At 63.8% G+C, this 26,796-nt stretch carries 21 protein-coding genes, 1 tRNA gene and 1 pseudogene; 8 read left to right on the top strand and 15 right to left on the bottom strand.

The window, feature by feature from the left end; genetic code table 11:
- Nucleotide 1: 1 nt before the first annotated feature.
- The 9 genes and pseudogenes from AC1D2G_RS07330 to AC1D2G_RS07370 all read right to left on the bottom strand — a co-directional run bounded on the left by AC1D2G_RS07330 (nt 2) and on the right by AC1D2G_RS07370 (nt 10,452).
- The gene (locus tag AC1D2G_RS07330) at nt 2-901 is read right to left on the bottom strand and encodes a branched-chain amino acid ABC transporter permease (RefSeq protein ID WP_477412956.1); all 900 of its coding nucleotides are present in this window, start codon (nt 899-901) and stop codon (nt 2-4) included.
- Entirely contained in the window at nt 898-1,830 is a 933-nt protein-coding gene (locus tag AC1D2G_RS07335) for an ABC transporter ATP-binding protein (protein WP_477412958.1), read from the bottom strand. The genes AC1D2G_RS07330 and AC1D2G_RS07335 overlap by 4 nt, the downstream gene beginning before the upstream one ends.
- Nucleotides 1,831-1,954: 124 nt before the next feature.
- Nucleotides 1,955-3,058: a dimethylsulfone monooxygenase SfnG gene (gene sfnG / locus AC1D2G_RS07340; RefSeq protein WP_477412960.1), complete on the bottom strand. Its 1,104-nt coding sequence runs from the start codon at nt 3,056-3,058 to the stop codon at nt 1,955-1,957.
- 167 nt (nt 3,059-3,225) lie between these two features.
- A pseudogene (locus AC1D2G_RS07345) lies at nt 3,226-4,679 on the bottom strand (FAD/NAD(P)-binding protein).
- On the bottom strand, nt 4,676-5,848 hold the full coding sequence (gene ssuD / locus AC1D2G_RS07350; protein ID WP_095082913.1) for an FMNH2-dependent alkanesulfonate monooxygenase: 1,173 nt from the start codon (nt 5,846-5,848) through the stop codon (nt 4,676-4,678). Before ssuD ends, AC1D2G_RS07345 begins: the two are co-directional and overlap by 4 nt.
- 262 nt (nt 5,849-6,110) lie before the next feature.
- Nucleotides 6,111-6,890: an SDR family oxidoreductase gene (locus AC1D2G_RS07355; protein ID WP_477412962.1), complete on the bottom strand. Its 780-nt coding sequence runs from the start codon at nt 6,888-6,890 to the stop codon at nt 6,111-6,113.
- A 24-nt stretch (nt 6,891-6,914) separates the two neighbouring features.
- Complete coding sequence (gene araH / locus AC1D2G_RS07360; RefSeq protein ID WP_477412963.1) at nt 6,915-7,865, bottom strand: L-arabinose ABC transporter permease AraH; 951 nt, start codon at nt 7,863-7,865, stop codon at nt 6,915-6,917.
- 11 nt (nt 7,866-7,876) lie between these two features.
- A complete protein-coding gene (gene araG, locus AC1D2G_RS07365) occupies nt 7,877-9,388 on the bottom strand; it encodes an L-arabinose ABC transporter ATP-binding protein AraG (protein WP_477412965.1) in 1,512 nt (503 codons plus the stop codon).
- A 71-nt stretch (nt 9,389-9,459) separates the two neighbouring features.
- The gene (locus AC1D2G_RS07370) at nt 9,460-10,452 is read right to left on the bottom strand and encodes an arabinose ABC transporter substrate-binding protein (protein ID WP_477412967.1); all 993 of its coding nucleotides are present in this window, start codon (nt 10,450-10,452) and stop codon (nt 9,460-9,462) included.
- Between the two features lie 257 nt (nt 10,453-10,709).
- On the opposite strand from AC1D2G_RS07370, the gene AC1D2G_RS07375 reads away from it, so the two are divergent.
- Together AC1D2G_RS07375 and dgoD are read left to right on the top strand one after the other, a co-directional pair.
- On the top strand, nt 10,710-11,399 hold the full coding sequence (locus AC1D2G_RS07375) for a FadR/GntR family transcriptional regulator (protein WP_477413068.1): 690 nt from the start codon (nt 10,710-10,712) through the stop codon (nt 11,397-11,399).
- An 8-nt stretch (nt 11,400-11,407) separates the two neighbouring features.
- Entirely contained in the window at nt 11,408-12,556 is a 1,149-nt protein-coding gene (dgoD, locus tag AC1D2G_RS07380) for a galactonate dehydratase (RefSeq protein ID WP_095082920.1), read from the top strand.
- Between the two features lie 3 nt (nt 12,557-12,559).
- Here dgoD and AC1D2G_RS07385 read toward each other — a convergent pair whose 3' ends face one another.
- The 3 genes from AC1D2G_RS07385 to AC1D2G_RS07395 form a co-directional block, all read right to left on the bottom strand.
- Complete coding sequence (locus tag AC1D2G_RS07385; protein WP_477412969.1) at nt 12,560-14,305, bottom strand: adenylate/guanylate cyclase domain-containing protein; 1,746 nt, start codon at nt 14,303-14,305, stop codon at nt 12,560-12,562.
- A 348-nt stretch (nt 14,306-14,653) separates the two neighbouring features.
- Nucleotides 14,654-14,729: transfer RNA gene (locus AC1D2G_RS07390), tRNA-Ala, on the bottom strand.
- Nucleotides 14,730-14,901: 172 nt separating this feature from the next.
- The gene (locus tag AC1D2G_RS07395) at nt 14,902-15,291 is read right to left on the bottom strand and encodes a TIGR02300 family protein (RefSeq protein ID WP_457150112.1); all 390 of its coding nucleotides are present in this window, start codon (nt 15,289-15,291) and stop codon (nt 14,902-14,904) included.
- A 206-nt stretch (nt 15,292-15,497) separates the two neighbouring features.
- Between AC1D2G_RS07395 and aroA the strand changes: the two genes are divergently transcribed.
- From aroA to AC1D2G_RS07415, 4 genes are all read left to right on the top strand, one after another.
- Nucleotides 15,498-16,856, top strand: coding sequence for a 3-phosphoshikimate 1-carboxyvinyltransferase (aroA, locus tag AC1D2G_RS07400; protein ID WP_477412971.1), 1,359 nt, complete (start codon nt 15,498-15,500; stop codon nt 16,854-16,856).
- Between the two features lie 122 nt (nt 16,857-16,978).
- Nucleotides 16,979-17,629: a (d)CMP kinase gene (gene cmk, locus AC1D2G_RS07405; RefSeq protein WP_477412973.1), complete on the top strand. Its 651-nt coding sequence runs from the start codon at nt 16,979-16,981 to the stop codon at nt 17,627-17,629.
- A 208-nt stretch (nt 17,630-17,837) separates the two neighbouring features.
- A complete protein-coding gene (gene rpsA / locus AC1D2G_RS07410) occupies nt 17,838-19,535 on the top strand; it encodes a 30S ribosomal protein S1 (protein ID WP_013528183.1) in 1,698 nt (565 codons plus the stop codon).
- 229 nt (nt 19,536-19,764) lie between these two features.
- Nucleotides 19,765-21,531: a hypothetical protein gene (locus AC1D2G_RS07415; RefSeq protein ID WP_477412975.1), complete on the top strand. Its 1,767-nt coding sequence runs from the start codon at nt 19,765-19,767 to the stop codon at nt 21,529-21,531.
- Here AC1D2G_RS07415 and AC1D2G_RS07420 read toward each other — a convergent pair.
- From AC1D2G_RS07420 to AC1D2G_RS07430, 3 genes are all read right to left on the bottom strand, one after another.
- Nucleotides 21,516-22,223, bottom strand: coding sequence for an SDR family NAD(P)-dependent oxidoreductase (locus AC1D2G_RS07420; protein WP_095082930.1), 708 nt, complete (start codon nt 22,221-22,223; stop codon nt 21,516-21,518). The two genes, AC1D2G_RS07415 and AC1D2G_RS07420, sit on opposite strands and share 16 nt — an antisense overlap.
- 191 nt (nt 22,224-22,414) lie before the next feature.
- Nucleotides 22,415-24,040: a 5-guanidino-2-oxopentanoate decarboxylase gene (locus tag AC1D2G_RS07425; protein ID WP_477412977.1), complete on the bottom strand. Its 1,626-nt coding sequence runs from the start codon at nt 24,038-24,040 to the stop codon at nt 22,415-22,417.
- On the bottom strand, nt 24,037-24,885 hold the full coding sequence (locus tag AC1D2G_RS07430; protein WP_477413070.1) for a dimethylarginine dimethylaminohydrolase family protein: 849 nt from the start codon (nt 24,883-24,885) through the stop codon (nt 24,037-24,039). The genes AC1D2G_RS07425 and AC1D2G_RS07430 overlap by 4 nt, the downstream gene beginning before the upstream one ends.
- Nucleotides 24,886-25,105: 220 nt before the next feature.
- Here AC1D2G_RS07430 and AC1D2G_RS07435 point away from each other — a divergent pair, with 220 nt between their 5' ends.
- Nucleotides 25,106-25,918 (top strand): ABC transporter ATP-binding protein, encoded by an 813-nt coding sequence (locus AC1D2G_RS07435; protein ID WP_477413072.1) that lies wholly within the window; start codon nt 25,106-25,108, stop codon nt 25,916-25,918.
- A gap of 54 nt (nt 25,919-25,972) precedes the next feature.
- Complete coding sequence (locus AC1D2G_RS07440) at nt 25,973-26,767, top strand: transporter substrate-binding domain-containing protein (RefSeq protein WP_477412979.1); 795 nt, start codon at nt 25,973-25,975, stop codon at nt 26,765-26,767.
- The last annotated feature ends 29 nt before the right edge of the window (nt 26,768-26,796 follow it).

Raw genomic sequence — 26,796 nt, forward strand, 5'->3', positions numbered from 1 at the left:
CTCAGATCCTTTCGACGAGCTTCTGGCCGAACAGGCCGGAAGGACGGATCAAGAGGAAGACGAGCGCGACGACATAGGCGAACCAGCTCTCGATGCCGCCGCCGAAATAGTCGCCGATATAGACCTCGGCGAGCTTTTCGCTGGCGCCGATCAGCAGTCCGCCGACGATGGCGCCGAGGATGGAATCGAAGCCGCCGAGCACCAGCACCGGCAGCGCCTTCAGCACCACAAGGGACAGCGAGAACTGCACGCCAAGGCGAGCCCCCCAGAGCAAACCTGCCACCAGCGCGACGAGGCCGGCCGCCGCCCAGACGGTGCCCCAGATCAAGGGCAGGCGCAGGCCAACCGCGAGGGCCGCGAACTGGTCGTCGGCGACAGCGCGAAAGCTGAGGCCGATGCGGGTGTAGCGGAAGAACAACGACAAAAGCAGAACCATGCCGGCGGCCACCACCGCGGCGAAGATATCGAACTGGCTGATCAGCACGCCGCCGATCTCCAGCGGCACGTCCTCGATGCCGAGATCGAGGCCGTGGACCTGAGTGCCCCAGATCAACTGGGCGGCGCCCTCGATGATGTAGGAGAGGCCAAGCGTGGCCATGAACAGCGTGATCGGCGGCTTGTTGGTGAGAGGCCGCAGCACCGTGCGCTCGATGGCGATGCCGATCGCCACCATGATGGCGAAGGTGACCACCAGCGCCAGCGCGAACGGAACGCCGCGTTCGACCAGGCTGACGAAGGTGAGCGCCGCGAACAGGAGCAGCGCGCCTTGCGCGAAATTGAGCACGCCTGAGGTCTTGTAGATCAGCACGAAGCCGATGGCGACCAGCGAGTACATGACGCCCGAGAGCAGGCCACCGACGAGCACTTCGATGAAGAACTGATAATCGAAGTCGGCGATCATATGCCTGCCCCATCCTCATTGTCCGAGGCGACGCCGAGATAGGCATCGATGACGCGCTGGTCGTTCCTGACTTCGTCGGGCGTGGCGTCGGCGATCTTGCGGCCGTAGTCGAGAACGGCGATGCGGTCGGACAGGCCCATGACGACGCCGACATCATGCTCGATCAGCATGACGGTGGTGGCGAAGCGGTCGCGCGCGGCACGCACGAAGCCGGCCATCTCGCTCTTTTCGCTTGCGGTCATGCCGGCCATCGGTTCGTCGAGCAAAAGTAGGCGCGGTTCGGCGACCAGCGCGCGGGCAAGTTCGACCCGCTTCTGCAGTCCGTACGGCAAGGTTCCGACAAGACGATCGCGAATGGCGCTGAGGTCGAGGAATTCGAGGATCTGATCGGCGCGGCTCAAAGTATTGCGCTGCTCGCCGCGCGAGCGGCCGATGCCGAGCACCTGGCCGGCAAAGTTGGAGCGGACCTTGTAGGCAAGGCCTGAGGCGACATTGTCGAGAACGCTGAGGCCCTTGAACAGAGCAAGGTTCTGGAACGTCCTGGCGACGCCGAGATGCGCCAGCCGCTGCGTCGGGACCTGGGCATGACTCATCCCGTCGAGCAGGACATGACCGCGATCCGGCCGATAGACGCCGCTGATGACGTTGATCAGCGAGCTCTTGCCGGCGCCGTTCGGGCCGATGATGGCGCGGATCTCGCCTGATAGAACCGACAGGTCGATATCGGCCAGTGCGACGACGCCGCCAAACGACAGGCCGATGCCCTGAAGCGAAAGCAGCGGGGCGGCTTGCGCGGCAAGCCCGGTGGGCTCGGCGCGGCCTTCGGATGGCTGCACTGGCGGCAGAGCTGATGGCAGGCCGCGCGCCAAGACTTCCGGCGCATAGACCGAAGCCTCCATCGCTCCGAGGGCATAACTTGGCAACGGCATTCCAATCGTCCTCGATTGCACCCTCAGGCGCGCAAATCCTCGTTGCCGCTCGAAGGATCGAGCGCGCCGGGCAAACTTCATTCGTGGGTTGGCCGGAGCCTGTCCGGCCAACCTTTCAGGGTGACTATTCCGCCGCCAGCGAGGCTGCTGCCTCGCTGTCTTCCAGCTCGCGGACGAGCGGAATGACATGCTTGCCGAAATACTCGACCTCTTCCTGGAAGTGCAGGAAGCCGAGCAGGATAAGATCGGCGCCGGCGCGCTTCAGGTCGACGATGCGCTCGGCGACCTGCCTCGGCGTGCCGATCAGGTTCGAGCGGAAGCCGTCATTGTACTGGACCAGATCGTCGAAGGACGATTTCGCCCAATTTCCCTCGCCTTCCGGCGAGGCCTTGCCGGCATTCTTGACCTCATGGCCAAAGGCATTAACCGCCTCAGGATTGGCCTTGGCGATGATTTCGGCGAGCACCGCCTTGGCCTCATCCTCGGTCTCGCGGACGATGGCGAAGGCATTGACGCCGACCTTGACGGAATGGTTGTTGGCCTTTGCCTTGGCCTGAATGTCATCCACCTGTTTGGCGATCTCGGTGGGTGTGTTGCCATTGGTGAAGTACCAGTCCGAAACGCGCGATGCCATGTCGCGCGCGGCGCGCGACGAGCCACCCTGGAAGATTTCGGGCAGCGGATGCGGCGGCTTCGGCTTCAGCGAATATTCGTTGAAGCGATAGAAATCGCCACGGTAGGTGAAGCTGTCTTGCGTCCATATTCCGCGTAGCGAACGGATGAACTCCTCCGAGCGGCGATAGCGCTCGTCATGGTCGAGCCAATGTTCGCCGATGGCGTGGAACTCGCCACGGAACCAGCCGGAAACGAGGTTGATGGCGACGCGACCGTTGGTCAGGTAGCTGATGGTGGCGATCTGCTTGGCCGCCAGCGCCGGATTCCACGGTCCGGGCAGGATCGCCGCGATGACCTTGAGCGTGGTGGTCGCCGCCAGCAGGTCATGGCTGAACGCCACCGATTCATGCTGCTCGTCGGCGCCGTAGCCGGCGGTGAAACGGATCTGGCTGAGCGCATAGTCGAAGCCGGCCTTCTCGGCGATCTGCGCCAGCTTGCGATTGTATTCAGCCGAATGGTTGGTACGCTGCTCGATGTTGGAGATCACCAAGCCGCCCGAAACATTGGGCACCCAGTAGGCGAACTTGATCGCGTCGGTCTCTGCGTGTGCCATGAACTGTCTCCCCTTCAGGCCGTGTCGTTGATCGATCCGACCGCAGCCGGGTTTCGCCAATATTTATTATGTTTATAGAATATATATACAAAGAAGGATTTTCCGTTTTTGAAGCCCTCTCGGGACGGAAATACCAATTTTTGCGCGGCAGACCCGGCTTCCGGTTGTCAGCTCGCGACCCGAACATGCCCGGCAGTGGCGCCGATGGCCTCGGCTGGCGTGTCGAGCAACTTTGCAATCTCGGCCGCGACAGCCTGGGCATGGCGGGCAACCTCCGGCAGGCCCATGAGTTCGCCGAAGGTCCCCCGTGCCAGCGGACCGGCGACAAAGAGCGTCGTGACCACCCTGCCGTCCCGGCCGACGGCGCGGCTGTCGCGACTTGTCTCGATACCGAGCCCGTAGGGGTCGGCCCCGATCAGCCCGGCCTCGGTCAGCGAGCGCAGTGCCGGGTTGTTCTGTAGTGCCTGCCCATGCGCCGGGCCCGTGGTGTTGATGACCGCGTCGAAGCGGGCCGTCTCGATCCGTGTCTGCCCGCGCCGTTGAAAGCTGACCGCCAGCCTCGCGTCCTCATGGTTCGATGCGACAAGCCTGGCGGCGATGTTGTCGAATGTGCCGGCTGCATGGCGGCGGTCGAGCACGGCCGCGACCTGCGGTGCGATCCTGAAGCGATGCACGTCCCAGAACACGCGCAGCTGGCGGACCAACCTTGCCCGCTCGGGCGGGGCAAGTGCTGCCCACAGCACCGGTCCCTGCTGGCGCAGCTGGTCGAAGACGGACTGCCAGTTGACATTGGCTGCCTGTGCCGCTGCCAGCGTCGCACGGATGGTCTTGAGCAGAAGCAGCGCCGTCGTGGCCGGCTCGGACGCAAAGTCGCCGAAGGCCTCACCCTGATGTCAGGGTGGCCGCGCGAGCGCAGCCCGCGGCGAGACAGCGCCAGGATGCGGCCGCGATGCCCGCGACGATCGAGTTCGGCAACCATGTCGGCCGAGGTCAGTCCGGAGCCGACGATCAGCACCGATGCTTCCCGCCCGATCCCGGCAAGTGCTGCAGGAGCGTACGGATCGGCGATGAACCCCGGCGCTTCCGCCAGCGAGGTCAATGCGGCGGGAATATTGGGCAGCGGATGCGTCGTCGCCAGGACGACGATGTCCGCGGCGACCGGCCCGCTGGTGGTGTGCACTGTCCAGCCCCTGCCATCCGCGTCACGTGCGACATGTGTGGCGAGACCGCCGACATGACGCACCGCGCCCGAACCGAGCCGGGGAGCGAGGTGCTCGGCGACGTAGCGACCGAACACGCGCCGACGCGGATAGGCGTCGCCGTTCTTCCAGATCGCGTCCGCATCGCGCTCGAGTTCCCCATCACGGCTCAACCAGCGCGCAAAATGCTGCGGATCATCGGGAGCCATGCTCATCCTGACTGCCGGGACATTGACCCGGTGCGCGGGCTCCTCGCTGGAATAGGCAAGGCCGCCGCCGAGCGCCGGTCGTGGCTCGATCACGGAAATCGACAGACGCTCCGGCCGAGATGCCTGCGCCAGATGCCAGGCCACCGCAGCGCCGGAAAAGCCGCCGCCGATGATGGCGACGCGCAACCGACGGGTCGGGGGGAGCGCGTTCACGAGGCGCTGGCGAGTGACTTCGGCCGGTGGTCGCCGGCAATGGTCTCGCCGAACGGGCCGGTGTTGACTGACGAGCCGGCGGCCTTCACCGGATGATCGGTGGGCAGTTTCGGCAGCACCAATTCGCCGAAGCGGTAGGCTTCTTCGAGATGCGGATAGCCGGACAGGATGAAGGTATCGATGCCGAGGCGGCGGTATTCATCGATGCGTTCGGCAATCGTGTCGGGGTCACCGACAAGTGCTGTTCCAGCGCCGCCGCGCACCAGGCCGACGCCGGCCCACAGATTGGGCGCGATCTCGAGCTTGGCGCGGTTGCCGCCATGCAGTGCGCTCATCCGCGCCTGGCCGACCGAATCCATGCGGGCAAAGACCTTCTGCGCCGAGGCGATCGTCGCGTCGTCGAGCCGGCTGATCAGGCTGTCCGCCGCGGCCCAGGCCTGTTCGGTCGTCTCACGCGCGATGACATGCAGGCGAATGCCGAAGGAGAGCTTGCGGCCGGCCTTCTCGGCCAGTTCACGCACCGTGTCCAGCTTGCGCTCGACATCGGCGGGCGGCTCGCCCCAAGTCAGGTATTTGTCGATCTCCTGCGCCGCCACCACGGATCCGGCGTCGGAGGAGCCGCCGAAATAGAGCGGCGGGTACGGCGTCTGCACCGGCGGAAACAACAGCCGGCCATCCTCGATGCGGAAATGCTTGCCTTCATGCTCGACCGTCTCGCCGCTCAGCACGCGCTTGTAGATCTGCAGGAATTCCTGAGTCACCTCGTAGCGCTCGGCGTGCGACAGGAAGATGCCGTCCCCCTTGTTCTCCAGCGGATCACCGCCGGTGACGACGTTGATCAGCAAACGGCCGTTGGAGATGCGGTCGAGCGTCGCGGTCATGCGCGCGGCGAGCGTCGGCGATTGCAGGCCGGGCCGCACGGCGACAAGGAAGCGCAACCGCTCGGTCGCCGGCACCAGAGCCGAGGCGATCACCCAGGAATCCTCGCAGGCCCGGCCGGTCGGCAACAGCACGCCGTAGTAACCCAGCGTGTCGGCTGCCTTTGCCACTTGCGTCAGATAGGGCAGGTCGACGGCCCTGCCGCCTTCCGATGTGCCGAGATAGCGGCTGTCGCCATGCGTCGGCAGGAACCAGAGCACCTTGATGCGGTCAGGGATGTCCCGGGTCATGATCTGCCTCCCGCGGTCTGACGACATTGGCCGACTATGCCAGACGGAATTGAGGGCGAGCGCAAAAGGTTGGGCATGGCGGGGTCCTGTCCGTGTGGAAACCAGATCGCCAGTGCAGATTGCATTCTGTAGAGTTAGTTTATTCCAAATCCGCGACGGCGATTAGAATTTCTCTCCTCAGGTGGTGGCACCGACCCGGTTCAACCCTTGCCCACCGAACCCGTGCTGCGATCGTCTCTTGGCTATGATCTTTCCCCGGCACTCAGGCGGGATGCTGCAGCTGGCTCAGCCCGCCATCGACGACGAGGGTGGCCGCGTTCATGAACGGGCACTCGTCGGAAATCATGAACACCGCGGCGAGCGCGATCTCGTGCGTCGAGGCGATGCGGCCGCCGGGATGCAGCGCCATGGTGTCGGCGCGCGCCACGGCCGGATCAGGAAAACTGTTCCAGTAGTCGATGGCCTTCTGCGTCTCGACATAGCCCGGCGCCAGCGCATTCACGCGCACGCCCTGCGCCGCATATTCGAGTGCCAGCGATTTGGTGAGGCCGAGCAGAGCGTGCTTGGCGACGGGATAGGGGAAGGTATGCGGAATGATGGTGAAGCTGTGCGTCGAGGCGATGTTGAGGATGGCGCCACCGCCGTTTGCGATCATGCCCGGCAAGACTGCCTTGCTGCAGTTCCAGGCGCCCTTGACGTTGACGTCGAAGTTGCGGTTCCACTCCTCCTCGCTGGTGTCGAGCGGCGTCGAGAACACATTGACCCCGGCATTGTTGATCAGCGCGTTGATCGGACCGATCTCTTCACCTGCCCGGCTGACAGCCGCTGCAATCGCCGCCCCATCGCTGATGTCGGCTGCGGTATGCCCGACATGACCCTGCGGTGCGGCAAGGCGAGCGACGGCCTTGTCCAGCAACGCGCTGTCGCGGTCGACCAGGAACAGCCTGGCTCCTTCAGCCAAACAGGCTTCGGCGATGGCGAGCCCGATGCCTTGCGCGGCCCCTGTCAGGAAGATGCGTTTGCCGGACAGGCGCTCAGCCATTCTTGTTGCTCCAGTCGAAGACGGTCAACGCCGGCCCAGTGCCGACGAGCGCAGATTGTCGAGCAGCACCGCCAGGAGCAAGATAACGCCGCGCACGATGTACTGGTAGAAGGCCGGGATGTTGAGCAGGTTCATGGCGTTTTCGGCGATGCCCATGATCAGCACGCCGACGATGACGCCCGACATGGTGGCGCGGCCGCCGGCGAGCGAGACGCCGCCGAGCACGCAGGCCGAGATGACCGAAAGCTCAAGCCCGACCGCCGCGTTGGGCTGGCCGGAGGTGATGCGTGACGCGAGCAGGATGCCGGCGATGCCGCAGACGACACCCTGGAGCGTAAAGATCCAGATGCGCGTCCGGTCGACATTGACGCCGGCCAGCCGCGAGGCCTCAGGATTACCGCCGATGGCCAGCGTGTTCTTGCCAAAGACGGTTCGGTTGAGGACGAAGCCGAAGAGGCCGAAGAGAACGGCCAGCACCCAGATCGGCGTCGGTATGCCAAGCAGTTTCGACAGCGCCAGCTGGTAGAAATCCGGGCTGTTGATGCCGACGGCACGGCCGTCGGACGCGATCAGCGCAAGTCCGCGCACGATCTGCATGGTGGCCAGCGTGGTGATCAGCGCGTTGATGCGGAATTTGGCGATGACGACGCCGTTGATGAAGCCGACGAAGGCGCCGCAGGCGATTGCCGCAAGAAGGCCAAGCAGGATCGAACCGGTGACGTTCGACGCCATCACCGCGACCATGCCGGCAAAGGCGACGATGGAGCCGACCGACAAATCGAAGTCGCGCGCCGCGAGGCAGAACATCATGGTGCAGGCGACGATGCCGACGGTGACCACCGACTGCAGCAGGCCGAGCATGTTGCGGTCTGTGAGGAAGTTCGGCACCAGAGCCGACACCAGCGCGAAGGCAACGACGAAGATGACGACGAGGCCCTGTTCGCCGAGCAGGATCTTCTTCAACCGGTCGGTCATGGCAGGGGTCCTCAGGATGCGATCGCGTCGGGGGTTTTCTTGTCGGGAAGGGCGGCGGCCAGGATCGCCTTCTCGGCGAACTGGTGGCGGGTGAGTTCGGCGCTGATGCGGCCGCCGCACATCACCAGGATGCGGTCGCAGATGCCCATCACCTCCGGCAGTTCGGACGAGACAACGACGATCGCCATGCCGTCCTCGGCAAGCTGGTAGAGCAGTTCGTAGATTTCCGATTTGGCGCCGACGTCGATGCCACGCGTCGGCTCGTCGACGATGAGAACCCGCACGCCTTGCTCGGACAGCCAGCGGCCCAGGATGACCTTCTGCTGGTTGCCGCCGGAGAGGTTGATGATGTCCTGCTTGCGTGACGGCGTGCGCACCTTGAGCTTCTTGATGAAGGTTTCGGCCGTCGCGATCTCGCTGGCCCGGTTGAGCACGCCAAAGCGTGTGTGATGGCGGCGCGACGAGATGTTGATGTTCTCCTCGATCGAGCGACCCTGGATGATGCCGTCATGCTTGCGGTCTTCCGAGCACAGCACGATACCGGCCCGGATCGCGCCATGCGGATCGGAGGCGTGGATCCCCTTGCCGTCGACTGTGATGGCGCCGCCCGAGCGCGGATCGGCGCCGAAGACCAGCCGCATCAGTTCCGAGCGCCCGGCACCGATCAGGCCGAAGAAGCCGACGATCTCGCCGGCACGAGCCTCGAAGCTGGCCGGCGTCCTCAGCTTTGCCCCTGACAGGGCCTCGATCTTCAGTCTGATATCGCCTGCCTTGCGGGGGCGAAAGCCCCAAATGTCCGAGATTTCGCGGCCGACCATTTCGGCGACGACCTGGTCGCGGGTGACGTCCTTGAGTGAAACGTGGTGCGCCGCCAGCTTGCCGTCGCGCAGCACGGTCAGGCTGTCGCAAAGCCGGAACACCTCGTCCAATCGGTGCGACACGTAGATGATGACCTTGCCCTCGCCGCGCAGCCGATCGATCAGGGCAAACAGGATTTCGCTTTCACGCGACGACAGCGACGAGGTCGGCTCGTCCAGCGCGATGACGCGCGCGTCGAGCATGATCGCCTTGGCGATCTCGACCATCTGGCGCTCGCCGATCGACAGCGACTTGACCTTGCGGCGCATGTCGATGTCGATGCCGGCCGATTTCAGCTTGGCGCCGACATCGTCCAGCATCCTGGCGCGCGCGATGATGCCGGCACTGGCGGGAAAGCGGCCGAGGCTGAGGTTTTCGGCAACGGTGAGCTCGGGAACGAGCTGCAGTTCCTGGTGAATGACGATGACGCCGTTGTCGAAGGCATCCCGGGTCGAGGCATAGGCCTGGACCTTGCCGTCGATGCTTATCTCACCCGCGTCGGCATGCTGGTCGCCGGACAGGATCTTGATCAGGGTGGATTTGCCCGCGCCGTTCTCGCCCATCAGGCCATGCACGGCGCCCTTGTCGACGCCGAACGAGACGTCCGACAGTGCCTTGACGCCCGGGTAAGTCTTGGTGATGCGCGAGAAGTCGAGAAACGACACGGGCGTCGATCCTTGTTGTGCCATGACAAACAGGCGGCGGGATGAGCCGCCGCCTGTTTGTACAGGGAGGATTACTCGATGCCGAGGCCCTGGCGGACCTTCTGATAGTCGTCCCGCTTGGCCAGCGCGCCGGAGGTCAGGATCAGCTTCTCCGGCTCCTTGTTGTTGGCAACCCAGTCGTACATGTTGAGCGCCGTCTCATAGCCATGGCGCTTCGGCGAGATGATCACAGTGCCGACAAAGCCGGTGGCGGCCGGCTTCTTGAACTCGTTGATCGCCGAATCCGCGCCGCCGATGCCGACACCGATCATGCCGTCCGCCGGGATACCGACGCTTTCGGAGGCGCGCACGGCGCCCAGCACGGCTTCGTCGTTGAGGCCGAAGGAGACCCACTTCTTGATGTCGGCATGCGCATTGAGCACGACCGTCGCGGCGTTCAGCGCGGCTTCCGTGTCGGTCTTGGCCTGCGGCGCGTCGAAGATGTTCTCGGCCTTGAAGCCGTTCGCCTTCAGCACCGAGATGGCGCCTTCGACACGATCGACCGCCGTCGGCAGCTGATCATAGGAGACGCGGATGGCGCCGACCTCGTCGGCCTTCCAGCCGCGCGCCTTCATTTCATCAACGATCGCCTGGCCGACGGCCTCGCCGATCTTGGTGGCCGAGATGCCCATATGGGGCACGTCTTCCAGTGCCTTGCCGTCGGCACCGACCAGACGGTCGTCGACGGTCATCAGCTTGAGATTGTTGGCGGCGGCCTTGGCGACGATGCCGGGTCCGAGCTTCACGTCCGGCGTGCAGACGATGAAGCCCTGGGCGCCCTGGGCGCCGAGATTGTCGATCGCCGACATCAGCTTCTCACCGTCCTCGGCGCCGATCTTGACGAGGGTGAAGCCTTTTTCCTTGGCAGCCTGGTCGGCGAACTTCCATTCGTCCTGGAACCACGGTTCCTCGGGCTGCTTGACGATGAAACCGATCTTGGTGTCCTGAGCATAGGCAGAAGCGATCGTCGTGACGGACAGCACGGCAAGAGCGCCCGCGACGAGCGCGGTCTTCAAAAGTCGCATGATTACCTCCCAGCGATAGGCCGGGCGCTCAGCCCGGGTGTCGGCGTTTCTATTCGCTTTTATCATACTCGTCAATTGATCTGGTATGATAATTAATGTACATGCTCTGACCAACGATCGCTGGCGCAACTCGTTTGCATCCGCTAATGCCGGGCCGGTTGCGCGAACTCGCAGGTTCGCCGCCTTGGAGGAGGGCTAAGGTGACCGAAATTTCGAAGAAAGCCCCCGAGGGGGCTACCACCCGTCGCCCACGCGTCATGCCCGACGTGACCAAGGCGATGGCCTCGGACATCTTTTCCGGCCGCTACCCGGCCGGGTCCTCCTTGCCGACCGAAAACGAACTTGGCGTCGAATACGGCGTCAGCCGCACCGTCATCCGCGAGGCGCTGAAGGTGCTGGCCGCCAAGGGGCTGGTGTTGTCGCGGCCGCGCGTCGGCACCATCGTCTGCAACGAGGACGACTGGAACATCATCGACCCGCAGGTGCTGGCCTGGCACGCACCGCACGCGCTGGACGACAAGCTCTTCGACGCCATCCTGGAAACGCGTCGGGCCATCGAACCGCTGGTCGCCGAGCTTGCCGCGACGCGCGCGACACTGCAGGAGATCGCCGATCTCGAAGCTGCCTGGCGCGGCATGGCAGGCGCCGGCGAGGATCGCGCCGCTTTCTCGCGCAGCGACATCGCTTTCCACCAGATCGTCTATGCCGCGAGCCACAACCCGATCTTTCGCCAGATCGGCAATCTGATCGACACGGGGCTGAAATTCTCGCTGGAGGCGACGGCGACGATTTCACTCGAACGGCGCCTGGAAGCGGTGGCGGCGCACCGCGAGGTGGTCGAGGCGTTGCGCATGCGCGACGCCGAGGCGGCGCGTGGGGCGGCAAACAAGATCCTCGACCTTGCGGCGCGCGACCTCGTCAGCGCCAAGAAACTCAAGAACAACTGAGACAGCGCATGAAAATCATCTCGCTCACCACCTACATCGTTCCGCCGCGCTGGCTGTTCCTGAAGATCGAGACCGATGCCGGTGTCACCGGCTGGGGCGAGCCGGTCGTCGAAGGCCGGGCGCTGACCGTCGAGGCGGCGGTCAAGGAGCTTGGTGATTATCTCATCGGCAAGGACCCGCGACTGATCGAGGACCACTGGACGGTAATGCATCGCGGCGGCTTCTACCGAGGCGGACCGATCCTGATGAGCGCGATTGCCGGTATCGACCAGGCGCTGTGGGACATCAAGGGCAAGGCGCTCGGCGTGCCCGTGCATGAACTGCTCGGCGGCAAGTTGCGAGACAGTATCAAGGTCTATTCCTGGATCGGTGGCGACCGTCCGGCCGAGGTCGCCGCCGGTGCGCGGGAAGTGGTGGCGCGCGGCTTCCTGGCGCTCAAGATGAACGGCACCGAGGAACTGCAGATCGTCGACAGCCATGACAGAATAGATGCCGCGGTCGAGCGGGTCGCCATGGTGCGCGAGGCCGTCGGCCCCAACATCGGCATCGCCGTCGATTTCCACGGCCGCGTGCACCGGCCGATGGCGCGCATCCTGGTCAAGGAGCTGGAGCCCTACAGGCTGATGTTCATCGAGGAGCCGGTGCTGAGCGAAAACCGCGAGGCGCTGAAGGAAATCGCCGCGCTTGGCTCGACGCCGATTGCTTTGGGTGAGCGGCTCTACAGCCGCTGGGACTTCAAGTCGGTGTTCGAGGAAGGCGTCGTCGACATCATCCAGCCCGACCTTTCGCATGCCGGCGGCATCACCGAATGCCGCAAGATCGCGGCCATGGCCGAGGCCTATGATGTGGCGGTGGCGCCGCACTGTCCGCTCGGGCCGATCGCGCTTGCGGCCTGCCTGCAGCTCGACGCGGTCAGCTACAACTGCTTCATCCAGGAGCAGAGCCTCGGCATCCACTACAACGCCGCCAACGACCTGCTCGACTATGCGGCCAACAAGGATGTCTTCCGCTACCAGGATGGTTATGTTGCCATTCCCGATGGCCCCGGCCTCGGCGTCGAGATCGACGAGGACTACGTCAAGGAGCGCGCCAAGGAAGGCCACCGCTGGCGCAACCCAATCTGGCGCCACAAGGATGGCTCCTTCGCCGAGTGGTGATGGCTATGCTTTCACCTGCGCCGCTTCGGATGACTTCAGTCCATCAACCAGGTGATGAAGATCCGCCTCGTTCTCGTAGTGCAGGGTAGAGACCAACGCATCAATCGTAAATTCCGGATCGACCTTGTCTATTTGAGCGAGGTGAGCGGACGCAGCGGTCCGATCGCCCAGCCAGTGATAGGCCGCCGCGACAAAAGCGTGTTGGTTGGCATCCATCTTCGACAGATGCATGAAGGCCTCGATTGCTTCGGGATATTCGTGGGCTGTAAAGTGAGCTTTCCCAAGATGGCTCCAGAAGCGTTCTGGGTGATGAGGGTTCAACCGCATCGCCTTGCGAATCCAGTCGGCCCCTTCCTTGGGGTGACCGAGCCAAGTCAAAAGCTCGCCGTGCTGGACCACGACGAGATCGTAGTTTGGATTGAGGGCGAGAGCCCGCTCCTGGTGGTGCCGAGCCTTCGTCAGATCGTTGCGGCTGATGCTGATGGCCGCCAATATCCGTTGGACGTCCGCATCGTTGCTGTCCAGCTCTTGCGCCAACTCAAGCTCACGGATGACTTCGTCGAAAGCGGCGTCCTTATCGGCGCACCAGCCGTAGCCCCAAGCTTGCCCCAGGATGCAGCCCCGCCAGGCATGGGCATGCGCGTATTCGGGGTCGAGTTCCAGCGCTCGTGTCACCAGCTTCAGCGCCTCCTCATTCTCGGCTCGACTGCTGCGATGGTGGCGGACTTTGGCCGCGAGCACGCATTCGTATGCTGCCATGTTGGCGGGTGTTTTGCGCGCCACGACATCCTGCTGCGCGGCTTCGACGCGTCCTGGCAGCGTGGCCACGATCGCTGCGGTCAGTTCGTCCTGAATGGCGAAAACGTCGTCGAGCTTGCGGTCGTATCGCTCGGCCCAGATGTGCGTATCGGTGGCAGTATCGATCAGCTGCGCCGTCACCCTGAGCTGCCCGCCCGATTTGCGGACGCTGCCCTCCACCAGGAATTGCGCGCCCAGCTTCCGGGCAATTTCACGAAGGTTAACCGACTGCCCTTTGTAGACGAAGGTGGAGTTGCGCGAGATGACGAACAGCTCGTGCCGCCGCGAAAGTTCCGTGATGATGTCCTCGGTCAGACCATCAACGAAAAATTCCTGTTCGGATTCGCCGCTCATGTTGGCGAAAGGCAGGACCGCGATCGACGGCTTCACCACGGTGTGGCGGGCCGAGCCGTCCCCCACTCGCGGATCGGCTGCATCGTCCAGCACCGCGCGCCAGACCCGTATCGGGCGAGAGATGTTCTTCAGGGCCTTCTCGCCAAGGTCCTCGAACCTGATTTCGAGCCGATCGAAGACCTGTTCGTACACGGCCTGGGTGACGCACACCCCGCCGACTTCGGCCATCTGTTCCAGCCGGGCGGCGACATTCACGCCGTCGCCATAAATGTCGCCCTCATCGAAGATGATGTCGCCGAGATTGATGCCGATCCGAAACTGAATGCGTCCGGCTTCCGGTACGTCGGCGTTGCGGCGGCGCATGCGGATCTGCACCTCCGCCGCGCAGCGCACGGCATCTGCCACGCTCTGGAATTCGACCAGCATGCCGTCACCGGTGGTTTTGATGATGTGGCCCTGGTTCTTGGCGATTGCCGGATCAATGAGTTCGATCCGGTGCGTTTTGAGCCGCGCAAGCGTGCCCCTCTCGTCGGCTTCCATGAGCCGAGAGTATCCAGCCATGTCGGCTGCCAGCACCGCCGCGAGCCTGTGTTCCATGTTCCAGCCTCGAAGCACGCAATCCTAGATGGCAAACGCTGCAATCAAAGCCGATCACGGTCACGCCGCCACCTAACAGCACCGTCCCCGCGCGATCGGAAGGCGCCCAGTCATAGCATTACTCGAAATGAGCGCATGCGGGAAGGAAATCGAACGCTCCCCATACCCGCTCGCGGCTGTTCAACTGGTCTGCCTGCTCGAAAGGGCAAGGTTTCATCCCAAATCGATCGCATTCAGTAGCCGATTGAACGGCTTCGAAGATGGCGGGAAAGAGTGCTTCGACCACGTCCGTAGAATAGAGCCTTGAAATCAAGGCTTTCCAGGAAAATCAATGGTCTAGAGGGAACTTGGTGGAGCCAATCGGAATCGAACCGACGACCTCTTGAATGCCATTCAAGCGCTCTCCCAACTGAGCTATGGCCCCACTTCCGGCAGTCAACCGGCGCCGTCTCCGGCGAAGAGATCCGGCGTGGGTTGGAGACCGCGCCGTTAGTGCAGGCGGCTTCTAACCCCGCCTTTCGTCAATATCAAGCCTTCAAGAGCGGCTTTTTCTTCACAGGCCACGAAAGCTGGCAAACGCCTGCTTTCATGGCCGATCAGACCTCGTCGTCGTCGTCGCCGACGCCGATCATGTCGGCAACGTCGTCGTCTTCTTCTTCTTCGTCGGCAAGGAACGTGTCATCCTCGTCGTCGCCGAGGTCGACATCGTCCTCGTCGTCGCCGAGATCCGGCAGATCGTCAGCCTTGACGTCTTCGTCGGCCTCTTCGAGCGAGACGACTTCAACGCCCTCTTCGTCCTCGGCGTCCACTTCCTTCTCGGCCACTTCCTCTTCCTCCTCGAGGGCGGCGATCTTGCCTTCCTCGAAATAGGAACGCGGATAGGTCTTGCCGGTGTAGGGCGAGACGATCGGGTCCTTGTTCAGGTCGTAGAATTTTCGACCCGTCTCCGGGTCGATGCGCTTTATGCCAAGTTCGGTTTTTGCCACGTCAAGCCTCGTCAATAAAAGAGTGGTCCCCTTAACCACAGTTTGCAGCGCTGTCAAAGCGAAAAGCCGGCGTCACAAAACCATGCAATGAAAGGCCTCGCGTCGATGGCGACCATGGGGGATGACCATTTCGGCCCGCCGTGATACGAGACCGCCGCAACAAATGAAAAGCGCCGGCCCGCCGGCATTCCGTCCAGGGAAATTCCATGTCTCACGCCGCCGCCCCAAAGTCGGCCACCGCCCGCAAATCACCAGCCCTTGCCGGCACGGCGCGCGTGCCGGGCGACAAGTCGATCTCGCACCGCTCCTTCATGTTTGGCGGCCTCGCCTCCGGCGAGACCCGCATCACCGGCCTACTCGAAGGCGAGGACGTGATGCGCACCGGTGCGGCCATGAAGGCAATGGGCGCTCATATTGAGAAGCGCGGCGCCGAGTGGGTGATCCGCGGCACCGGCAATGGCGCGCTGCTGCAGCCGGAAGGCCCGCTCGACTTCGGCAATGCCGGCACGGGCTCGCGGCTGACCATGGGCCTGGTCGGTACCTATGACATGGAAACGACGTTCATCGGCGACGCCTCGCTGTCGGGCCGGCCGATGGGCCGCGTGCTCGAACCCTTGCGCCAGATGGGCGTTCAGGTGCTGAAGGCGACGCCAGGCGACCGCATGCCGATCACGCTGCATGGGCCGAAGCACGCCGCACCCATCACCTACCGGGTGCCGATGGCCTCGGCGCAGGTGAAGTCGGCGGTGCTGCTTGCCGGTCTCAACACGCCGGGCATCACCACAGTCATCGAACCTGTCATGACGCGCGACCATACCGAAAAGATGCTGAAGGGCTTTGGCGCCAATCTGTCGGTAGAGACCGACGAGCGCGGCGTGCGCCACATCTTCATCGAAGGCCAGGGCAAGCTCACCGGCCAGACGATCGCGGTGCCGGGCGACCCGTCCTCGGCCGGCTTCCCGCTGGTGGCGGCACTGATCGTGCCGGGCTCCGACATCACGATCGAGAATGTGCTGATGAACCCGACCCGCACCGGCCTGCTTTTGACGCTGCAGGAAATGGGCGGCAAGATCGAGATCCTCAATCCGCGCAATGCCGGCGGCGAGGATGTCGCCGACCTGCGCGTGCGTTATTCCGAGCTCAAGGGTGTCATCGTGCCGCCCGAGCGGGCACCGTCGATGATTGACGAATATCCCGTGCTTGCGGTTGCCGCCAGCTTCGCCGAGGGCGAAACGCTGATGCAGGGGCTGGAAGAGCTTCGGGTGAAGGAATCCGACCGACTGTCGGCCGTCGCCGACGGTCTGAAGCTCAACGGCGTCGACTGCACCGAGGGCGAGGCTTCGCTCGCCGTGCGCGGCAAACCGGGCGGCAAGGGTCTCGGTCGCCATCCCAACGGCCCGGATACAACGGTGCAAACCCATCTCGACCACCGCATCGCCATGAGTTTTCTGGTCATGGGGCTGGCGACGGAAAAGCCGGTCACCATCGACGATCAGGCGATGATCGCGACCAGCTTTCCGGAATTCATGGGGCTGATGAAGGGGCTGGGCGCGGAGATTGGGTAACGGTTGATGGCAGCAACCCTGGGAGATTGGGACCGAACGGGAAGGTCGGAGGGACAGCGCGAAGGAATGCAACGCTTGTCTGGACCGCTGCGCTCTTCGATCTCAGTCACGGTAGCCCACCAATGACACACGTCTTCACCATCGCCATCGACGGCCCGGCCGGCGCCGGAAAAGGCACGCTGGCCCGGCGGCTGGCCGACCATTACCGGCTGAACCTGCTCGACACCGGCCTTACCTATCGCGCGGTGGCCTACGCGCTGATCCAGCACGCGCTGCCGCTCGACAATGTCTCGGCGGCCGAAACCGCGGCACGCCAGGTCGATCTGGCCAAGCTCGACCGGGCGGTGCTGTCGGCGCATGCGGTCGGCGAGGCGGCCTCGAAGGTCGCGGTTTTCCCGACCGTGCGGCGCATCCTGGTGGAAAAGCAGCGCGCATTCGCCACGACACCGCCGGGCGCCGTCCTCGACGGCCGCGACATCGGCACCGTCGTCTGCCCCGACGCCGACATAAAACTCTATGTAACGGCGAGCGCCGAGGTGCGGGCGCGGCGGCGACTGGCCGAGATCGAGAGCATCGGCGGTACCGCCGATTTCACCGAGATCCTCGCCGATATCGTGCGCCGCGACGAGCGCGACATGGGCCGCGCCGACTCGCCCTTGAAGCCGGCGGCAGACGCGCACTTGCTTGATACCAGCGAAATGGCTATAGAAGCCGCGTTTCTTGCGGCCATGGCGATCATCGACGACGTGCTGGCCAAGAGAGACAAGGCCTGAGCCGGGTTTTTCCCTCGTGTTTCCGTTGTCGGAGGCGAAGAAAATACCCATATCGGGCACGAACCAGCCTGCCAGCATTCTTCATGCGCCGGAATTGCCGCTTAAAGAGCGGCCCAGGGCTTTTGTAGCCCGGAACGCCGGCAGGCCAACGCAACGCTAACCCACGGCGCCCGTCCCGCGACAGAAGCGGGGCATTCCAGGAGAAACAATGTCAGCTGCAAATCCCACTCGCGATGATTTCGCGAGCCTGCTCGAAGAATCATTCACCACAGGTCATTCCGGCGAAGGCCAGGTCGTCAAGGGCACGATCACGGCGATCGAAAAGGACATGGCCATCATCGACGTCGGCCTCAAGGTCGAAGGCCGCGTGCCGCTGAAGGAATTCGGCGTCAAGGGCAAGGACACCACCCTCAAGGTCGGTGACACCGTCGAAGTCTATGTCGAGCGCATCGAGAACGCGCTTGGCGAAGCGATGCTCAGCCGTGAGAAGGCCCGCCGCGAAGAGAGCTGGGTCCGTCTCGAAGAGAAGTTCACCAAGGGTGAGCGCGTCGAAGGCGTCATCTTCAACCAGGTCAAGGGCGGCTTCACCGTCGACCTCGACGGCGCCGTGGCCTTCCTGCCGCGCAGCCAGGTCGATATCCGCCCGATCCGCGACGTCTCCCCGCTGATGCACAACCCGCAGCCCTTCGAGATCCTCAAGATGGATCGCCGCCGCGGCAACATCGTGGTGTCGCGCCGCACCGTGCTCGAAGAAAGCCGCGCCGAACAGCGTTCGGAAATCGTGCAGAACCTCGAAGAAGGCCAGGTTGTCGAAGGCGTCGTCAAGAACATCACCGACTACGGTGCGTTCGTCGACCTCGGCGGCATCGACGGCCTGCTGCATGTCACCGACATGGCATGGCGCCGCGTCAACCATCCGACCGAAATCCTCAACATCGGTCAGACGGTCAAGGTGCAGATTATCCGCATCAACCAGGAAACCCACCGCATCTCGCTCGGCATGAAGCAGCTCGAGAGCGATCCGTGGTCCGAGATCGGCACCAAGTTCCCGATCGGCAAGAAGATCAAGGGTACCGTCACCAACATTACCGACTACGGCGCGTTCGTCGAACTGGAGCCGGGCATCGAAGGCCTCATCCACGTTTCGGAAATGTCGTGGACGAAGAAGAACGTGCATCCCGGCAAGATCCTGTCGACGACCCAGGAAGTCGACGTGGTGGTGCTCGAAGTCGATCCGGCCAAGCGCCGCATCTCGCTGGGCCTCAAGCAGACGCTCGAGAATCCGTGGCAGGCTTTCGCCAGCAGCCATCCGGTCGGCAGCCAGGTCGAGGGCGAGGTCAAGAACAAGACCGAGTTCGGCCTGTTCATCGGCCTCGAAGGCGATGTGGACGGCATGGTCCATCTCTCCGATCTCGACTGGACCCGTCCGGGCGAGCAGGTCATCGAAGAGTACAATCGCGGCGACATGGTCAAGGCGCAGGTGCTCGACGTCGACATCGACAAGGAGCGCATCTCGCTCGGCATCAAGCAGCTGGCCAAGGATACGGTCGGCGAAGCAGCGACGAGCGGCGAACTGCGCAAGAACGCGGTCGTCACCTGCGAAGTCATCGGCGTCAAGGATGGCGGTCTGGAAGTGCGGCTGGTCGACAGCGGCATCGAGACCTTCATCAAGCGCTCCGATCTGAGCCGTGACCGCGACGAGCAGCGCCCCGAGCGCTTCACCGTCGGCCAGAAGGTCGACGCGCGCGTCATCGCCTTCGACAAGAAGACCCGCAAGCTGCAGGTCTCGATCAAGGCGCTGGAAATCGCCGAAGAGAAGGAAGCGGTCGCCCAGTACGGCTCGACCGACTCCGGCGCTTCGCTGGGCGACATCCTGGGTGCCGCGCTGAAGAAGCAGGGCAGCTAAGTCATCTGCCCCCACCGCCTTGCGCGGTGGTCAGTTCAAACCCCGCCGGAGCGATCCGGCGGGGTTTTTCTTTACGGTAAGATAAACTTCCTCGGGTATTTGCCAGTAATCCGAGGAGAGGCTTTCCATGCGCAATGACGACGATTGTCCCGCTACGGGCTCTTCGTGGTTGCCGCGTCTCTACATCGGGTCACCGGCCTTGTTCTGCTTTTGCGGAATGGCGATCTTGATGGCCGTCCTCTGGTCCCTGGGCTTCCAGCTCAACGGCGACGTGGACGACCTGGTCAAACTGCATGAAGTCCGCACCTTGCTTGAAACGGGCAACATCTTCGACCGGATGCTGCCCGGTGTTGCCCAGCCAGAGCCTTATGTCTCGCATTGGCCATGGATAGTGGACCTGCCCTATGCCGCCTTCGCGCGTCTGCTGATGCCGTTTGCCGGCTTCGAGCCGGCGCTGACGATGGCAAGCTTTGCCGTGCCGCTGCTGCTGCTTGCGCCCGCGCTCTATTTCTACAATCGGCTGGTGATCGCAGTGGGCTTTGCCAACCCGGCCGTTGCATTGCCGCTGGCTCTGATCTTTGCCGCACGCAGCTTTTTCGAATATGCCCCGGGACGGATCGACTACCACAATCTGCAAATACTGCTTCTGCTCGCGGCCCTGGTCTTGATGTTGTCGCAGAACCGCTTCGCTGCCTTCATCAACGGGCTACTGGCGGCCTTGGCGCTTGCCATCAGCGCCGAGTTCGCGCCGTTCTATGCGCTGGTGATGGCGGTCTATGCCTTTGACTGGATCTTCGGCCGCGAACGGGGTGCCGACAGGATCGCTGGCTTCGGGCTGGCATTGGCCCTGGGCGGGGTCGGCCTGTTCGCCGCGATCGTGCCGCCTTCAGCCTATTCCGCCATCAGATGCGATACCTATTCCACGCCGCATGTGACGGCACTCGTCGCGGCCGGGCTTTCATTTGCCGTGGTGCCTTTGCTTGTCGGCCGGCGCGGCGGATGGGCGACGCGGACGTCAATCTTGCTGGTGTTCGCGGCGGCCAGCGCGGCGGTGCTGGCGATGTCGTTCCCGCAATGCCTGGCCGGCCCTTATGCTTCGCTCGACGCCTATGTACGCGACAACATGCTCAACAGGATCCCTCAGGAACTGAGCCTGTTCCGGCGCCCCGATTTCGTTTTGTCGGACAGCTTTCCCAGCATGGCGTTGCTGTTCGTCGGCGCGCTCGCGCCGGCAGTCATCTGCCTCAATCGGCGGAGCCGAAGCCGGCCGCTCATCATCCTGGCGCTGTTCTCGCTGCTCTCGCTGGCGCTGGCGATCGGCTACTTCCGCTACTTTCGCTATCTTCCGGTTTTTTCCGGCATCGGTCTGACCTTCGTGCTGGCGAGTTTCCTGCCACCGGATGCGGGACTGGGGCGCTGTTTGAAATCACGCGTGCCGGTGGCATCGCCAAGATACGCGTTGATCCTGCCCGGTCTGGTTCTGTCCACGGCGATGGCGCTTTACCAGCTGTCGGCAAGACCATCGCAGGCAGCCATTCCAGCCGCCGAGTTCGCCGACAGTTGCGATCTCAGGCACATTGAGCCGCGACAGGGTTGGCCGGCAGGCGCCGTCGTTCTGACGCCACCGTTGATCGGAGCGCATTTTCTCGCTCTTGCCGAAGGTCCCAAGGTGGTGACAATCCCCAATCACCCGTCGGCTCAAGGGATCGAACGGAGCTATCGCTTCCTTGATCCCTCGACCGCCGACCCGCGCTCGTTTCTCGATGCGTCCAAGGCGACGCATGTCGCCCTTTGCGGGTGGAGAGGCCCACCGTCGCCAGATCTCGAAACCACCTATCCCTTCGCGGCAGCGCTGATGGAGGGCCACCCGCCATCGTGGCTCAAGGAGTGTCCGACGGATGCTTCCTCGCCGCTGCGGCTTTACAGCTACCGCAACGCCGATGGATCGGACGCCACCTGCCCTGTTTCGACGGTTTCTGCTCAGGCCCTTCCGTAGAGCGGCACCAGCGTTCCGCTCATCGCCTGATTGGCTGGCGAGGCGAGATAGGCGATGGCTTCGGCGGCCGCTTCGAGACTGACCCATCTGGTGACGTCGGCATCCGGCATATCGGCGCGGTTTGCCGGCGTATCGAGCGTCGATGGCGCCACGGCATTGACCAGGATGCCCTTGCCTTTCAACTCCTCGGCCATCGCCACAGTCATCGCCGCTACCGCGGCCTTGCTGGCGGCGTAGGCAACCATGCCGCTGCCGCGCCGCGGGTCGAGCCCGGCGCGCGCCGTGACATTGACGATTCGGCCCGCAATGTCCGACGCCAGCATCGAGCGCACTGCCGCACGGCAGCACAGGAAGGCGGTGCGTGCGTTGGTGTCCATCATCTCGGCAAAGGATGCCGACTCGATCTTTTCCACCGGTGCCGCGGTGAAGCCGCCGGCCAGGTGGATCGAGCCCCACAAACCTGGAACCTGGCTGTAGAACGCCTCAACCTTGGCGGAGTCCGAGAGATCGACATTGTGCACCAGCTTGACGCGGTCGTGCTCGGCAAAGGGGAAATGCCCGGGCGCCGCGGCATGGGCATTGGGCACATGGCAAATCGCGCCCTCACTCAGCAGTTTGCCGACGACCGCACCACCGAGCGCCCCGGTGCCTCCGGTCACGACAATGTGCCTGCCTTCAAGTGTTTCCGTCATCCTGGACCGCTCCTGTTATTTTTTTGATTGTGTCGCTTGTTGCGCCGCCAGACGCAGAGCGTCGCGCCTTTCGCACCATCACTCAACTGATATCTCGACATGGCAGTTGTTGCGTCTTTGCATGCGTCGGCCTGTCGGCCAGCCGGGTCCATGCCGGCTGAGGCACATGAAGCACGTTGCGCCGCCACTCTTCAGTCGACAGTGATTTCGATGACGCGCGGCTGTCCGGTTGCCCGGGCGCGTTTCAACGCGTCCGCCAAGGCGTCGATATCGGCAAGCCGTTCGGCGCCAAGGCCGTAGGCTTCGGCCAGCTTGCAGAAATCCGGCGGCGCCGGCGACACGCCGACCGGCTCGACGCCGACATCGAGCATCGAGGTTTCGATCTCGCGGTAGCCCCGATTGTTCCAGACGACGAAGATGACCGCTGCCTGGGCATCAAGTGCTGCGCCCAGTTCCGGTAGCGTGAACTGGAAGCCGCCATCCCCCGTGAGGCAGACGACCGGCGCATCGGGCACGGCAAGGGCGGCTCCGATCGCCGCCGGCGGGCCGTAGCCGAGCGCGCCGAAGCCGGTGGCGGCATTGAACCAGCCGCCGGGGCGATCATGGTCGTAGTAGAGATTGGCGGCATAGATCGGCTGCGTCGAATCGCCGACGATGAGCGCGCCCGGTAGTGCGTCGCGGATCACTTCCACGGCGCGCACCTGCAACTGCATCGTCGGACTGATCTCGGCAAAGGCTGCCTCTCGTGCAGCAGCAGCGCGCGACGGGCCGCCCTCGCTTGCCGGGACATGGCTGATTTCCGGCAGCAGCGCTTCGAGCGCCTCGGCGCAATCGGCTTGAATCGAAACCGTCGCCGGACGGCGGGCCAATTGGTCCGCGCCGATATCGATGCGGATCAGATTGGCGGGCAGGACGAACCCGCCATCGCTGTAGCCGTCATAGTCGGTGGGGCCGAATTCGGTGCCGGCGGCAATGACCAGGTCCGCTTGCGCCATCAGCGCCCGTACTGCCTTGAGACTTGGACTGGCCGGCACGCAGAGCGGATGGGCATGCAGGAGGCCGCGCGCATTGGCTGTCTCGACGACCGGCGCCCCAAGCTGTTCGGCCAGACGCCGCAATGGCGCTTCGGCGCGTTTGGCGCCGCCGCCGGCCAGGATCAAAGGAGCGCGCGCGGCGGCGATGAGTTTGGCCGCGCTGGCAATTGCCGCGCCGGACGGCGTGGGCGGTGCTGCATTGCTCAGCATGGCGGTGATGCCATCCGCCGGCTTGACCATGACGTCGGTCGGGATTTCGATATGCACCGGACCGGGCCGGGCCGATGAAAACAGCGCGAAGGCCTGCGCCAGTGCGCCAGGCAATTCACTGGCGTCGGTGACCCGCTGCGAAGACAGCGCCACCTTCTCCATCATGCCGCGCTGGTCGGGCAGTTCATGCAGATGGCCCAGGCCCTTGCCGAGCGTCGGCGTGGCGTTGACACCTGAGATCACCAGCATCGGCACCGAATCGGCACGCGCCTGTCCCATGGCGGTGATGGTGTTGGTGAGCCCCGGTCCGGTGATGACGAAGGCGACGCCCGGCCTGCCGCTGGCGCGTGCATAGCCGTCGGCCATGAAGCCGGCGCCCTGCTCGTGGCGCGGCGTGACGTGGCGGATCTTCGAGCGCGCCAGCCCCCGGTAAAGTTCGACCGTGTGCACGCCGGGAATGCCGAAGACCGTGTCGACGCCATGGGCTTCGAGCAGCGAAATGAGCGCCTCGCCGACAGTCGTCCCAATGGTGTTCCCAGGGGTGATCCCAGTCGTGGTCCCAATGGTGGTCATTGGCGCAGCACCGGTCGCGTCAGGCAGGTCGGGCCACCCTCGCAAGCGATGCACAGCGCATCCGCCTCGAAGATGGAAACCGTGCAGCCGGCCGCCTGCATGGCAGCCGCCGTCCTGGGGAAGCCGGCGACGGCGATCACCTGGCGCGGCGCAGTCGGCAGCACATTGAGGCTGAGCCCGTTGGAAGCATGGAACTCATCTGCATCGCCCTCGACCAACGTGATGCCGCGCCCCTTCAGCATCTGGTAGAAGGCCACGGGCAGCAGAGGCGCGTAGACCAGCGCGAGATCGTCGGCGAGCGGACTGATCACCGACATCAAGTGCAGGCAGGCCTCTTCGCCGTGCCAGAGTGGCAGATCGAAGCCAAAAACCGAAATACCCTTTGGTGACAGCAGGTTGGCAAGCTGCTGGATGCCATCCTGGTTGGTCCGCACGCCACGGCCGACGGCCAGCGTGTTCGCATCCACCCAGACGCAGTCGCCGCCTTCCACCTGGCCCGGATCATCGATGCGGCCGAGGATGGGAATGCCCAGGCGCTTGTAGGCTGCTTCGTGCAGGCCGGGCTCGGTCCGGCGCAGCGCCTTGCCCATGGCAAGAATGATCGCGCCGTGATCGGTCATCAGCGAAGGATCATGAGTGAAGACCGAATCGGCCAGCCCGTCGTTGGCATCCGTCAGCCATTCGACCTCTGCGCCGGAGGCAGAAACCAGCTGCGTCAATCGCTCATGCTGGGCAGCGGCTCTTCCCGGTTCGAAGCCCGGGCCGTAGTGCCACTCCTGCGCCCTGGCATCACGCATGGCGCTGGCGGCGGACCGCATAAGCACGCGTTTCAGCGGTCCGGCCATGGACTGCGACCCGTAAGATTTGCTCACTCAATTCTCCCGACACGTCCGTTGCCGCCACTAACCACTACGGCAAGCCGTGATCAATAGTCCAAAAACCATGGTTGACGGAGGCAAGCGGAACGGTCCATCTTGAGAACGGGAACTCTGTCCAGTGACGGGTAATGGGTAAAAGAATCCAGCAGCGACGGGCTCGACCACTCCTCGGAGCGTCGAAGGGATGATGGCGCAAAGCGCCGTCCCCGTACTGAAACACACGGCGCAGGGCGGCGCCGCCGAAGCCATCCATGTCGAGAACCTGCACAAGCGGTTCGGTGAGCTGCATGTGCTGAAAGGCGTCTCGCTGTCGGCCCGCGACGGCGAGGTCATCGCCATTATCGGCGGCTCGGGCTCGGGCAAATCGACATTGCTGCGCTGCATCAACTGCCTGGAGAACCCGACCAGCGGCATCATCCGCGTCAATGGCGAGGAGATCAAGCTGAGAGCCGACAGTTACGGCCACACGGTTCCGGCCGACCGCAAGCAGATCGAGCGCATCCGCTCCAAGCTCGGCATGGTGTTCCAGAACTTCAACCTGTGGAGCCACATGACGCTGATCGAGAACGTCATCGAGGTTCCCGTGCATGTGCTTGGCGTCCAGCGCGATGTGGCGATCCGCGAGGCTGAGAAGCTGCTCGCCCGCGTCGGCCTGGCCGAAAAGCGCGACGTCTATCCGGCCTATCTGTCGGGCGGCCAGCAGCAGCGTGCCGCGATCGCCCGGGCGCTGGCCATCAATCCGCGCGTCATGCTGTTCGACGAGCCGACTTCGGCGCTCGATCCCGAACTGGTCGGTGAAGTGCTGAAGGTGATCGGCGACCTGGCGCGCGAAGGCCGCACCATGGTGCTGGTCACCCACGAGATGAAGTTCGCCCGCGAGGTCGCGACGCATGTCGTCTATCTCTACAATGGATTGGTCGAGGAAGAAGGACCGCCGGAGCAGATCTTCGGCGCGCCCAGATCCGAAAGGCTCAAACAGTTCATCCGCAACATCGGCTAGGACAGGCCGAGACGGAAGAAAACCGGGAACCAACAACAAACTGGGAGTCGTGAAATGAAGACGGTTCTGAAGACATTTGCCGCAGCGCTGCTGCTGGGCGTCGCCGCCATGGGCGCGGCCAAGGCCGATCCGGTCAAGATCGGCGTCGCCGCCGAGCCCTATCCACCCTTCACCTCGCCGGATGCTTCGGGCAAGTGGGTTGGCTGGGAGATCGATTTCATCGACGCCGTCTGCGCCGAAGAGAAGCTCGACTGCGTCATCACCCCGGTTGCCTGGGACGGCATCATCCCGGCGCTGACGACAAAGAAGATCGATGTCATCGCCAGCTCGATGTCGATCACCGCCGAGCGCCAGAAGACGATCGACTTCTCCGACAAATATTACAACACGCCAACCGCGATCATCGGTCCCAAGGACCAGAAATTCGGGCCCGCGCCCGCGGACCTCAAGGGCAAGGTGGTCGGGGTTCAGGTCTCGACCGTGCATGCCGTCTACGCCAAAAAGCACTTCACCGAGGCGGCCGAGATCAAGGAATACCAGACCCAGGACGAGGCCAACAACGATCTTGCCGCCGGCCGTCTCGACGCGGTGCAGGCCGATTCCATCGCGCTTGGCGAATTCCTCAAGTCGGATCAGGGCAAGGCGTGCTGCGACCTCAAGGGCATGGTGGCTCCGGACGATGAAGTGCTCGGACCGGGCGTCGGCGCCGGCGTGCGCAAGGAAGACACCGAGCTGAAGGACAAGATCAACGCCGGCATCAAGGCGATCCGAGCCAACGGCAAGTATGACGAAATCTCGAAGAAGTACTTCGATTTCGACATTTACGGCGGCCCGACGCAGTCGAACTGACGTCGTCCACGCATGAGCAAACCGCACGG

The sequence above is a fragment of the Mesorhizobium sp. P2_C7 genome (assembly GCF_056404515.1).